At 65.2% G+C, this 12,355-nt stretch carries 10 protein-coding genes; 4 read left to right on the forward strand and 6 right to left on the reverse strand.

The annotated features are described in order from the left end of the window. Positions 1 to 54: 54 nt before the first annotated feature. Positions 55 to 1,125, reverse strand: a complete 1,071-nt coding sequence (locus tag ACZ1JC_RS17695; RefSeq protein WP_465135627.1) for an acyltransferase family protein — start codon at positions 1,123 to 1,125, stop codon at positions 55 to 57. 84 nt (positions 1,126 to 1,209) lie between these two features. Beyond that, a complete protein-coding gene (locus ACZ1JC_RS17700; RefSeq protein WP_465135626.1) occupies positions 1,210 to 1,488 on the reverse strand; it encodes a hypothetical protein in 279 nt (92 codons plus the stop codon). Between the two features lie 295 nt (positions 1,489 to 1,783). Between ACZ1JC_RS17700 and ACZ1JC_RS17705 the strand changes: the two genes are divergently transcribed. Both ACZ1JC_RS17705 and ACZ1JC_RS17710 read left to right on the forward strand, forming a co-directional pair. Continuing rightward, a complete protein-coding gene (locus tag ACZ1JC_RS17705) occupies positions 1,784 to 3,907 on the forward strand; it encodes a malate synthase G (RefSeq protein ID WP_465138560.1) in 2,124 nt (707 codons plus the stop codon). Positions 3,908 to 4,029: 122 nt separating this feature from the next. Then, positions 4,030 to 4,443, forward strand: a complete 414-nt coding sequence (locus ACZ1JC_RS17710; RefSeq protein ID WP_465135625.1) for a hypothetical protein — start codon at positions 4,030 to 4,032, stop codon at positions 4,441 to 4,443. 31 nt (positions 4,444 to 4,474) lie between these two features. On the opposite strand, the gene rsmA is transcribed toward ACZ1JC_RS17710, so the two are convergent. The 4 genes from rsmA to ACZ1JC_RS17730 form a co-directional block, all read right to left on the reverse strand. Continuing rightward, positions 4,475 to 5,293 (reverse strand): 16S rRNA (adenine(1518)-N(6)/adenine(1519)-N(6))-dimethyltransferase RsmA, encoded by an 819-nt coding sequence (gene rsmA / locus ACZ1JC_RS17715; protein WP_465135624.1) that lies wholly within the window; start codon positions 5,291 to 5,293, stop codon positions 4,475 to 4,477. Then, positions 5,290 to 6,357 (reverse strand): 4-hydroxythreonine-4-phosphate dehydrogenase PdxA, encoded by a 1,068-nt coding sequence (pdxA, locus tag ACZ1JC_RS17720; RefSeq protein ID WP_465169085.1) that lies wholly within the window; start codon positions 6,355 to 6,357, stop codon positions 5,290 to 5,292. The genes rsmA and pdxA overlap by 4 nt, the downstream gene beginning before the upstream one ends. Then, positions 6,332 to 7,729, reverse strand: coding sequence for a peptidylprolyl isomerase (locus ACZ1JC_RS17725; RefSeq protein ID WP_465138559.1), 1,398 nt, complete (start codon positions 7,727 to 7,729; stop codon positions 6,332 to 6,334). The genes pdxA and ACZ1JC_RS17725 overlap by 26 nt, the downstream gene beginning before the upstream one ends. Positions 7,730 to 7,944: 215 nt before the next feature. Continuing rightward, positions 7,945 to 10,248, reverse strand: coding sequence for an LPS-assembly protein LptD (locus ACZ1JC_RS17730; RefSeq protein ID WP_465135622.1), 2,304 nt, complete (start codon positions 10,246 to 10,248; stop codon positions 7,945 to 7,947). A gap of 95 nt (positions 10,249 to 10,343) precedes the next feature. Between ACZ1JC_RS17730 and ACZ1JC_RS17735 the strand changes: the two genes are divergently transcribed. Together ACZ1JC_RS17735 and ACZ1JC_RS17740 are read left to right on the forward strand one after the other, a co-directional pair. After that, positions 10,344 to 11,807: a leucyl aminopeptidase gene (locus ACZ1JC_RS17735; protein ID WP_465135621.1), complete on the forward strand. Its 1,464-nt coding sequence runs from the start codon at positions 10,344 to 10,346 to the stop codon at positions 11,805 to 11,807. A 22-nt stretch (positions 11,808 to 11,829) separates the two neighbouring features. Beyond that, positions 11,830 to 12,267, forward strand: coding sequence for a DNA polymerase III subunit chi (locus ACZ1JC_RS17740; RefSeq protein ID WP_465135620.1), 438 nt, complete (start codon positions 11,830 to 11,832; stop codon positions 12,265 to 12,267). Positions 12,268 to 12,355: the final 88 nt, after the last annotated feature.

Here is a 12,355-nt window from a genome sequence, read left to right on the forward strand (position 1 = left end):
GGGGCTGGGGGCGAGCCTTGCAACAGAATCGCCCTACCTTCCTTTCCTTTGCGATCACAAGGCCGCCTGCGTGAGCGGCGCATCGCCGCGCGCGGGCCGGATGCGGCGCGCCAGCCAGTGCGATGGGCGCTCTACTCCCAGCCACAACAGCGTGGCACCGGCGATGCAGGCGGCCAGGATCAGCACCAGGCAGATCAGATCGGCGGCAGGTCCATCGCCGAAGAGCCGGTGGCCTACGAACCCTGCCGCGCCCGTCAGCGGGTTGTGGACGAGGTAGAGGCTGTAGGAAACCGCACCCAGGAACTGTAACCAGCGCCAGTTGAGGCCCGTCCGCGCCCAGCCGCTGCGCATGGCAAGATAGAGGAAGATCGCCGTCAGCGCGGCTGTGCGATCGAAGCCGGGCGTTGCCAGCAGCGCCGCGCCCAGAACCAGCGCGGCCAGCTTGGCCACTTCCGAATCCAGCGCCCTGCGTGCCAGCACGCCCAGATAGAAGACCCCCCAGAACTGGACGAACCAGCCGGACCAGTTCTGCCCGAACCATCCCTGGGCGGATGCCAGTGCGAGTACCCACATCGCCAGACTGGGCCATGGCGCCAGCGGCCAACCGTGACGCGACCATTTCGCGCGGATCAGCAGCATCATGGCGAGGAAGACGTAGAACTGAATCTCGCACGCCAGCGTCCAGTAGACGGGATTGATCGGTGCGATCTTCAGAACGTCCTGAAGATAGAGCGCATGTGCGGCGATCTGGCCGCCGGTGGGCACCAGATGGGGCTCATGCCGGATCATCGCGGAAAGCCCGGCAAGCGCTACGACGAAAGCGATGGATAGCCAATAAGCCGGGGCCAGGCGGATGGAGCGGCGCAACAGAAACCGGCCAAAGTCAGCGCCATTCGCGATCGGGGTTTCGGCAGGTGCTTTGCCGAAAAGGCTATGCGCGATCACGAATCCGCTGAGCGTGAAGAAGATCGCCACACCCAGATGCCCATCGGCGAAAAGAAACGGTGAAAGCGGGGCCACGCTCTTGAGTTGCCCGCCTTCGGCAGCGTGAAAAAGCAGCACCCAAAGGCAGGCCACTCCGCGCAATGCCTGGATCACAGTGTAATTGACGCGTGGCTCCGACATGACGGCACAGTGTCAGCAAGCGCGCGGAACCCGCAAGAATCAGGACTGCGGACGGCAAATCGAGTGCGGAAGAATCGGGAGTGGTCAGGCGGCTTCGCGGTCCCGAAGCGACGGTGCGCCGTGGGTCGCTTCAGTTGCGGCCAGTCGCTGCGCCTTCTCGTACTTCAGCGCGTCCAGGATCTTGCCGCCGGCCATGAACACCGCGCCGGTGCAGGCCAGAAACAGCAGCTTGCCGCCGAAACCCGGAAAGCGCGTCAGGTAGACGCTGCCGCGCTCCACCGCGCCCAGCGCTAGGGCATAGATGATCATGTAAGCTTCCCAATTCGTCTTGATGACGAAAAGCCGGGCGATCTTGCGAAACATGACGTTCCTTCTCGGCCTCGCCCCCACCTTGCTCTCATTCCACTGAGCAACGTCCATGCCAGTCACGGGTTCCAGGCGGACTTGATGGTTGACGAGTCCTTACAATGTAAGCCTTTCCGACGCCGTTGTAAGAGGGACCGACGAGGTACTCCCTTTGCGGCACACCGGCGAAGGCCCTGTTGCCATTTGCGGATCGATCGGGCATAGGTGCAGCGATTCCTCCCCGGGACAGTCTTGGCTACTATCACGGACGCGCCGTGCTCTCTTGAGCCGCGCGTATGGACTGCGAGGAATGATGACGAACAATTTGGAAAGAGCGGGCCTGCGGGTCGACGCGGGACTTGCGCGCTTTGTCGAGGAGCAGGTCCTGCCCCCCGTTGGCCTCGACGCGGCGGCTTTCTGGAGCGGCTTTGCGGCGCTGTTGGGCGAATTCGCCCCGCGCAATCGCGCTTTGCTGGCGAAGCGGGACGATCTTCAGGCGCAGATCGATGCATGGCATCTGGCCCGTGCCGGCAAACCCTTCGATCAGGGCGAATATCAGGCCTTGCTGCGCCAGATCGGCTATCTGGCCCCCGAGCCGGGCGATTTTACCATCGGCACCAAGGGCGTCGATCCCGAAATCGCGACGATGGCCGGGCCGCAACTGGTCGTTCCCGTGCTCAATGCGCGTTTCCTGCTGAATGCCGCCAATGCCCGGTGGGGCAGCCTCTATGACGCGTTCTACGGCACCGACGCGCTGGATGCGGCGCCTGCGCAGGGCAAGGGCTATGACCCGGTGCGCGGTGCGGCGGTGATCGCGGCCGGGCGTGCGTTTCTGGACAAGGCGCTGCCGCTGGCGGCCGGGTCCTGGGCCGATGCCGAAACGGCCGAGGCAGCGCTGGCCGATCCGTCGCAGTACGTCGGGGAGACCGCGAAAGGCCGTCTCTATCGCTCTAACGGCCTTGGCATCGAGATCGTCGTCGATCCGTCGAGCCCGGTTGGCTTGACCGACAAGGCGGGCATTGCCGACATCGTCCTCGAATCCGCGCTGACCACGATCGTCGATCTGGAAGATTCGGTCGCCGCGGTCGATGCCGAGGACAAGCTGGCCGCCTATGCCAACTGGCTGGGCCTGATCCGCGGAGACCTGACCGAGACGTTCGAGAAGGGCGGCAAGACGCTGACCCGCGAACTGGAGGGCGACAAGACCGTCACCCTGCCCGGCGGCAAGTCGGTCGATCTGCCGGGGCGTTCGCTGCTGTTCATCCGCAATGTCGGCCATCTGATGACCAATCCGGCGATCCTGCTGCCCGATGGCAGCGAGATTCCCGAAGGCGTGATGGATGCCGTGCTCACCAGCGCCATCGGCAAGCAGGATGTCATGGGCCTCACCCGTTTCGGCAATAGCCGCGAAGGGTCCATCTACATCGTCAAGCCGAAGATGCACGGGCCGGAAGAGTGCGCCTTCACCAATGACCTGTTCGATGCCGTCGAAGACCTGCTGGGGCTGTCCCGCCACACGATCAAGGTCGGCGTCATGGACGAGGAACGGCGGACTTCGGCCAATCTTGCCGCCTGCATCCATGCGGTGAAGGACCGTATCGTTTTCATCAACACCGGCTTCCTCGACCGCACGGGGGATGAGATCCACACCTCGATGCGCGCGGGACCGATGATCCGCAAGAATGCGATCAAGGCCTCGACCTGGATCGCCGCCTACGAGAAGCGCAATGTCGCCATCGGCCTGGCGCACGGGCTTTCGGGCGTGGCGCAGATCGGCAAGGGCATGTGGGCCGCGCCGGACATGATGCGCGACATGCTGGAGCAGAAGATCGGCCATCCGAAGACCGGCGCCAACACCGCATGGGTGCCTTCACCCACGGCGGCGACGCTCCATGCGATGCATTACCATCAGGTCGACGTGTTCGGCTTGCGCGGCGAGATTGGGCAGGGCGAAGTTCCGGGGCTCGATCTGCTGCTGCAGGTTCCGCTGGCCGATGGCGCGAACTGGTCCGAGGAGGAGATTCGCGAGGAGCTGGAGAACAACGCACAGGGCCTGCTCGGCTATGTCGTGCGCTGGATCGATCAGGGCGTCGGCTGCTCCAAGGTGCCGGACATTAACGATGTCGGCCTGATGGAAGACCGCGCGACCTTGCGCATTTCCAGCCAGCACATGGCCAACTGGCTGCTGCACGGCGTTTGCAGCGAAGCGCAGGTGATGGATGCGCTGCACCGCATGGCGGCCAAGGTTGATGCCCAGAATGCCGGCGATCCGCTCTATGAGCCGATGGCGGGCAATTGGGACAGGTCCTTCGCGTTCCGCGCGGCCTGCGATCTGGTGTTCAGGGGCGTGGAACAGCCCAACGGCTATACCGAGCCGCTGCTCCATGCGTGGCGTCTGCGCAAGAAGGCGGAAGCGCCGACTATGGTTGATGCCTGATTTACACTGCTTATCAGTATTAACTTCCTTTTGAAGCTTGGCGGATATGGTCCCCGGGTGACGAGTGCCGGGGGCCGTATTCCATGAAGGAGCAGAAGATTCTCGCGGGGGAGCACGCGCGCATGTCTGTGCGGCTGCGTGTGCGGGGGTCTGCGAGTGGCGGCGATGCGCAGGTGCTGGCGGCCAGTACACGTGCGCTGCGCGTATCGATGAGCGCACCGCCGGCACGGGGCGAAATCGTGGAGATCATGGTGGGCCGTCAGTCGCTGGTCGGCTGGGTGCGTTGGCGGATCGGCCGGCGCTGCGGCATCGGGTTGGCCGAGCCGATCAACGTCATCGCCCTGCTGGCGGGCGACGTGGTCCCGCTTGTTCTGCCGCCTGCGACGGAGATCGCTTTCGAACGTCGCCGCACATTGGCGGTGGCACTTGCCTCGGACGGTCCGATACAGGCGCGCCTGTTTCAGGCAGCGGTTATTTTGGCGATCCTGACATGCGGCACGGCATGGGTTCTCCACCTCGCCGGCATGGCCGGCTGACCTAAGGCCCTGAATTTAAACAATATGCGCGTCAGGACAGTTCGCGCGCCACGCTGACGAATTCGGAAACCGACAGCGTCTCCGCGCGGCGCTGGGCATCGATGCCCAACCGTTCCAGCGCATCCAGCGCGCCGGGCACGCCCTTCAGGCTCTGACGCAGCATCTTGCGGCGCTGGCCGAAGGCGGCTTCCGTCACCCGTTCCAGCACGCGCATGGACACGCCTTCGGGCGCGTCGCCCGGCACCACATGAATGATGGCGGACATGACCTTGGGCGGCGGGGTGAAGGCGCTGCGGTGCACTTTCAGCGCCAGCTTCGCTTTCGAACGCCACTGCGCCAGCACGGCCAGACGGCCATAGGCGGAGGTATCGGGATCGGCCACGATGCGGCGAGCCACTTCCTCCTGGAACATCAGCGTCAGCGATAGCCATTGCGGGGGCCAGGCCGCGCCCGAGAGCCAGCCGGTGAACAGCGCGGTGCCGACGTTATAGGGCAGGTTGGAGGCGATGTGGTATGGCCCGTCGAACAGTGTCGCCGGGTCGATCTTCATGGCGTCGCCCTCGATCACCTTCAGCTTGCCGGGGAAGGCGGCTTCCAGTTCGGCCAGCGCGGGCAGGCAGCGGCGGTCCATCTCGATCGCGGTAACGTTCGCGCCGGCGCGCAGCAATGCGCGGGTCAGGCCGCCGGGGCCGGGGCCCACTTCCAGCACGTTCGCGCCGTCGAGGCTGCCGGGGATCGCGGCGATGCGGTCCAGCAGTTGTTCGTCGAACAGGAAGTTCTGGCCCAGCGCCTTGCTGGCCGAAAGCCCGTGCTTCGCGATCACTTCGCGCAAGGGGGGAAGGGTGGTCATGCAGTCAATTCCGTGGAGAGCCGCCGCGCGGCGCATTCGCCGGCCATGCGCAGCGCCGCGATCATCGCGCCCGCGCTGGCCACGTTCTTGCTGGCGATGGCGAACGCCGTGCCGTGATCGGGCGATGTGCGTACGATCGGCAGGCCGAGCGTGACGTTGACGCCGGCGTCGAAATCCAGCGTCTTGATCGGGATCAGCGCCTGATCGTGATACATGCAGAGCGCCACGTCGAAGCGGCTGCGCTCATGCGCGGCGAACAGTGCGTCGGCGGGATGAGGGCCGGTGACGGCAAGGCCCTCTGCGGCAAGCGCGGCGATGGCGGGGATGATCGTGTCGATTTCCTCGCGCCCCATGCGGCCGTCTTCGCCGGCGTGGGGGTTGAGGCCGGTGATCGCGATGCGGGCGGGCGAAAGGCCGAAGTCCCGCGCCAGCGCGCGGGCAACGATCCGCGCCTTGCGTTCGATCAGGTCGCGGGTAAGCAGCCTTGGCACCTGAGTCAGCGCCACGTGGACGGTTAGTGGCACCGTGCGCAGGTTCGGCCCGGCCAGCATCATCACCGCATCGTCATGTGCCACACCGCAGGCATCGGCGCAGAATTCGGTCTGGCCGGGCTGGGTGAAGCCCACTTCGGCCAACCTGGACTTGGCGATGGGGCCGGTGACGATGGCGCCCGCCGCACCCGAAACCGCCAGCGCGGCGGCCTGAGAGAGCGAATGGAGTGCCAGTTCGGCGCCTTCGCGCGAAGGTCGGCCGAAATCGGCGGGTGCGTCCGCATCGCCCAATACCGGCAGTCCGCGCGCAAAAGCTTCGTGGGCTTCGGCCGGATCGGCAATGCGGATCACCGGCAGGTCGATACCCCGCGTGCGGGCGGCGGCGGCCAGTACCCGGCTGCCGCCCACCACGAAGAACGGCGTGAGCGCCGCCTCGTCCCGGCGGGCCCAGCTTTCCGCGATCAGTTCGGGGGCGATCCCGGCGGGATCGCCCAGCGAAACGGCAAGCGGCGCCGCAGGCGTGACTTCGGTGCCGCCCACGCAGCGATCAGTTGTATTCGATGATCGCGTCACGCCGCAGATCGCGCAGGTACATCTGCGCACGCTTGTTGACGCGGTCGTCCTCGATCTGGGCCTGCAGCTGTTCGAAGCTGGGCCCCGAATCGACCTGCGGATCGTCGCGGCCGCAGAGCATCAGGATGCGCACGCCCTCGGTCAGCGAACCGAACGGCGGCAGCGTCTCGCCGGGCGAGAGGTTGAGGATCGAGGTCTGGATGGGGCCGGGCAAATCGCGCGCCTTCACCTGATCGTTGGTGACGACCTGCGCGCCGATGCCGGTCGCAACCTTGTCCACATCACCACAGCCCTTGGCGGTGGCGATGCTCTTGGCGAAGGCTTCGGCGCGGCTGTTGGCGTCGGCCTCGCTGATGCCCTTGGGGAAGTTCATCGAGATCTGCTTCAGCGAAAGCACCGCGTCGCGCGGATCGGCGGTCAGCACCTGGCGCTTGTCGATCAGGTAGATGATGTCGTAGCCGCCGGGCACTTCCACCGGGCCGACCAGCTGGCCGGGCTGCATGTCGCGCGCGGCAGTGGCCAGTTCGGCGGGCAGCTGGCCAAGGCGAATCCAGCCAAGGTCGCCGCCGACCGCGGCGGTGGACGCCTGCGAGTACTGGCGGGCATAGGCGACGAAGCTGCCGCCCTGCTTGAGCTGCTGCACGATCTGCATCGCGTTCTGGTAGACCTGCTGCGACGATTCCGGGGTCGAGGACAGATAGATCTCGCCCAGCCGGTATTCGTCGGTACCCTTGGCGGCCTTCATGCGTTCCAGCATTTCGTTCACTTCGTCGTCGGAGACGTTGATGAACGGCTGGACGTTACGCTGCAGCAGGCGCTGCCACGAAAGCTCACCGCGGATCTGGCGCTTCAGCGATTCGGGCGAAGACCCGACGCGCTTCAGGTAGCCGTCCATGGCCTTGGTATCCTGGCCGAAGTTCTGCGAGGCAACGCGCGCATAAGTCTGGTCGACTTCCGCGTCGTCCACCGTCACGTCGGCAGCCTTGGCGCCCTGGATCTGCAGGGTTTCGTCGATCAGGTTGCGTAGCACCTGCAGACGCAGACGCTTCTTCTCTTCCTCGTCGATCTTGCCCTGGTTGGCGGCCAGGATCAGCGCCAGGCGCTGGTCGACGTCGGTACCGGTGATGATGTCGCCGTTAACCACGGCCGTCGCGCGGCGCAGGTTCGGGTTGTCGTTGCCGAAGATCTTGACGTCGTCCGGGATGACGATGTCGCCCTGTTCGGACGTGGAAGACGCCACCGGGGCATCGGCCGGCGCGCCGGCCTGTGCAAGCGCGACCGTAGACGTCGCGAGCGGGGAGAGGGCGGACGCGATTGCGCCACCGGCGATCGCGCAATTGCGTGCCGCGCGCTTGAACCTGCTACCTTGGATTGCTGTCACCGTGTTCTCTATCCCGTCTGCGACCGGTCATTCCCGGTCCCCGGACGCGGGTGCAAAACACCTCGCGCACGTTTTCCGGCCTATGTCGGCCTGCGGCTTAACCGAAACTGAGTGCGTCCGATAGCGGCTTTGGCAAGGCCTGCCAACGCCCCGGACGCGTGCCGGTCAACCAATTGATGTGCCTGTCGATGTCAAGAAGGCTTGCCTCAGTGAACCCCGATGTTCTTGAGGGCGAAGTGAAGCTGGAAGGAATTGCCCTTGCGCGCGTCGCCGTTGGATACGTAGTCGCGGCGCCAGGTCAGCGAGATTTCGAGGCAATCGTCCTCGTAAGCAAAGCCAAGGCGCGTGCGCAGCGGCTGGAAACCGTCCGACCCGTTGGTGGGATCCTCGCTCTTGTCGGTCAGGTTGACCACCGCCGAACCGAACATCGACCAGTAGTTCGCAAAGGCCACGCGGCCGGCGGCGCGCACTTCCTCGCGATCCTGAAGATCCTCGATCATGTTCGAGATGTTGCGGTCCAGCTTGGCGTAACCCATTTCGAAATAGGTCTGGTTGCCGCCCAGCGAAAGGTCGAATTCGTTGCGGCGGAAGGCCAGGCTGTCCTTGTCCAGCCGGAAGCGGTGGATCACGCTGACGAAGTTGCGGTAGCGCACTTCGGTCCGGCCGACATAGTCAGAAGTCTTGTCGGCAAGGCCGGTGCCGTCGGGTAGGATCTGTTCTTCGTTGCTGAGCCGGATCGACTGGCCCAGCGTGCTCTTCACGCGCCAGCGCGGGCGTTCGAACGTCCAGTCGAACCCGTACGTGAAGCGCACGCCATCCTCGAACCGGTCATAGCCGGGGAAGCGGTTGAGCGAGAAGAGGTTGGTATCCTCCAGTTCGATCGCGCGCGAATCCTCGTTCGGGATTTCAAGGTTGCGGATATGCGGCGTGGCGACCAGCTGGACGCGCGGGGTGAGGACCTGCGTACCGCCGAAGACCTGGCCGACCAGCGGCCATTTCACATCGGCTGCGGCCAGCGCGATTGCGCGGCCCTGCCAGCCCGATTCGCCGCGGTAGAGCAGGGTGGTGGTCGTGTCGTTCTCGTCGGAATGATAGACGTCGCCGCGCAGCAGGCCGGTCAGCACCAGTTCCTGGCCCATGCTGGTGATCTTGCGCAGCGACCACTGGGCGCTGGCGAAGGCGCGCTGCGTATCCTGCCCTTCCTTGCGGGTGATGCCCATGGTGTTCGCCTGAATCTCGAACTTGCCGCCCAGCAGCGGATCGTCGATGCGGCGGCGATAGTCGATCACCGGGATCGCGACGGGCATCAGGCCCTGATCCTGCCCGGACCGCATGGTCTGCGTGGTATATCCGGCGAAGGAGAAATAGCTGTCCTGATCGATCCGCTCGATCTCCACGCTGGAGCGCAGGCGATCGTCGCGGCTGATGTCATAGCGGCGCAGGAACGTGCGATCCGTCGCGCGGCGGATGGAGGCGGTGATGCTCCAGTTCGGGTCGAGCTGGAACTTGCCGTTGGCGAAGATATAGCCGCGAAACGCGCGTTCGCGGTTGGGATCGGGATTGGTATCGTCCAGCGAGATGCGGTTGGACGAGGTGGCATAGCCGGTGATCTGATATGCGCCCTTGTCGGTAAGCGCGCGATACTCGAAAGACGCCATCGGCGCCGACTTGGTGAAGACGTGCAGTGTGCCGGTAAGGTCGCGGTTGGGGGCGATCTTCCAATAGTACGACTGGGCGACTTCGATGCCGTTGGACGGGCTCGATTTGATATCCGGCACCAGGAAGCCCGATACCGCGCCGCCATTGGTGCTCACCGTCAGACCCAGCAGCGGGATCTGCACTTTGCCGAAGAGTTCCAGCCGTGCGTCGGAAAAGCGGACGAGGCTCTTTTCCTCGCTGTAGACCACCGTCTTGGCCAGCACGCTCCAGGTCGGGCTCTTGGGGCATCCGCTGTCGTCGGACACCGCGCAGCCGGTGTAGGCGGCGTGGTGCAGCACGACATCGCCGTTGGCCAGCCGCTCACCCTTGTTCGCCGCCAGTCGCGCGCCTTCGCGCAGCACCAGCAGAAGGTTTTCCATCGCGCCGGTCTTCAGCTCGTCCGTCAGTTCGACCTGTTCGGTATAGAGCTGGTTGCCGTTCTGATCGACCAGACGGACATTGCCGGTGCCGACGATCTGGCCGGTGTTGCGATTCCAGGTGACGGTATCGGCGCGCACGGATTGCTTGTCCTTGCGCAGCACGACATTGCCCTTGGCGGTAACCGTTTCGCCGTTCTGATCGTACTCGACAGTGTCGGCCTCGAACGCGACGGGCACTTCTTCCGCAGTTTCTGCAGGAGGTGCCGGCGGCGCGCCCTGGATCGGTGTGGGGTCAACCGGACGGGTCAGGTCCTGTGCCGATGCAGCGCAAGGCAATGAAATGGAAGCAATTCCCACGGCCAGCAGGGGCAGCGGGAGGGAAAGCAAGCGCAATTTGCGGACATGCAGCAGGGTCTGAGCGGCCGGGAGCATGGCTTGCCTATCGCACCGCCTGTGCCTAACTGCAATCCGCTGTTGCGGCGAAGCGCACAAGTCCGTCGCTCGCCCACGAGAATTCAGGAGATCCCATGAATATCCAGTTCCTTGACGCCGCTGCCGCCCCCTCGGCGCGTCTGGTCGCCCGCTTCGTGAATCAGGACGCGATTCCCGCCGATCTGGAAGCGGTGCTGGCGGAAGGCGCGAAAGCCTCGCGCTTTACCGGCAAGGCCGGACAGGTGTTCGAGGGCTTCGTAGAGCGTGACGGCAAGATCGTGCGCGTGGCGCTGGCCGGGATCGGTGCTGCCGATGGTAAGGACCGCAAGGGCGCTGTCGAGCGTGCGGGCGCGGGCATTGTCGCCAAGTACCTGACCTCGGGCGAAACCGCCGTGACGCTGGACCTGACCGGCGCCGGCCTTTCGGCCGACGAAGCGGCTGGCGCTCTCCTCGGCGCAGTGCTGCGCGCATGGCGTCTCGACACCTATCGCACCAAGCTGGCCGATGACGCGAAGCCCAGCCTGGTCGACATCGCCGTGATCGGCGCGCCGGAAGGCACCGAGGCGGCCTGGGCTGTGGAACAGGCCATCGTCGAGGGCGTGTCCTTCACCCGTGAACTGGTGACCGAGCCGGCCAACGCGATCTATCCGGAATCGTTCGTCGCGCGCTGCGAGGCTAAGATGGCCGGCAGCGGCCTGAAGGTTCGCGTGCTGGACGAGAAGGAAATGGCCGATCTCGGCATGGGCTCGCTGCTGGGCGTGGCGCAGGGCTCTGCGCGTCCGGCGCGCCTGCTGGTGCTGGAATGGCTGGGCGGCAATGCCGGCGAAGCCCCGGTTGCCTTCGTGGGCAAGGGCGTGACGTTCGACACCGGCGGCATCTCGATCAAGCCGGCGGCCGGCATGGAAGACATGAAGTGGGACATGGGCGGCGCCGGCGCGGTGGCCGGCACCATGCTCGCCCTCGCACTGCGCAAGGCGAAGGCCAACGTGGTCGGCGTCTGCGGCCTTGTGGAAAACATGCCCGACGGCAATGCCCAGCGCCCCGGTGACGTCGTCACCTCGCTCTCGGGCCAGACCATCGAAGTCATCAACACCGACGCCGAAGGCCGTCTGGTGCTGTGCGACGCGCTGACCTGGGTGCAGCGTGAGTACAAGCCCGCCAAGGTGGTGGACCTTGCCACGCTGACCGGCGCGATCATCCTGTCGCTGGCGCACGAATATGCGGGTCTGTTCTCGAACAACGACGACCTTGCCGCGCAGCTCACCGCCGCCGGCGACACCTCGGGCGATCGCCTGTGGCGCATGCCGATGGGCCCGAACTACGACAAGATGATCGACAGCCCGATCGCGGACATCAAGAACGTCGGCCCGCGTTTCGGCGGATCGATCACCGCGGCGCAATTCCTGCTGCGCTTCATCGAGAACGACACTCCCTGGGCACACCTCGACATTGCCGGCACCGTGTGGACCGACAAGCCGGGCGCGACCTGGGATAAGGGGGCTTCGGGCTTCGGCGTGCGCCTGCTCGACCGCTTCGTGCGCGACAACCTTGAAGCATAAGTAAAACGGGCAGGGCCGCGACATGCGCGTCGATTTCTATCAGCTCAGTCGCGACCCTGCCGAAAGCGCTTTGGCGCTGATCGCCGGAAAGGTGGCGGGGAATGGCGAGCGTCTGCTCGTCGTCTCCGCCGACCTTGGCCAGCGGCAGCGCATCTGTCAGGCGCTCTGGTCCACAGGCCCCGAAAGTTTCCTCGCCAACGGTTTCGCGGGCGAGAACGGAGAGGATCGCCAGCCGATCCTCATTTCCGACGCGCCGGAACCTGCCAACGGTGCGAAGTTCATGGCCATTGCCGATGGCCAGTGGCGCGAGGGCGCGGAGCCTTTCGCGCGCACCTTCTTCCTGTTCGACCAGTCCACCCTCCAGCACGCGCGCGATACGTGGCGTGCGCTGCGCGAACGTGAGGGCGTGGAGCACTATTACTGGAAGCAGGATGGCGGGAGATGGGTTCAGGCCGGATGATTTTCCCCCTCTGAGGGTTCATCATTACAGCGCCTAATTCTTGCGGAGCGGCGCGTTCCCGGCTACGGGCCCGCGCAACAATTCAAAA

Source organism: Sphingomonas sp. BL-S-28, assembly GCF_055521515.1.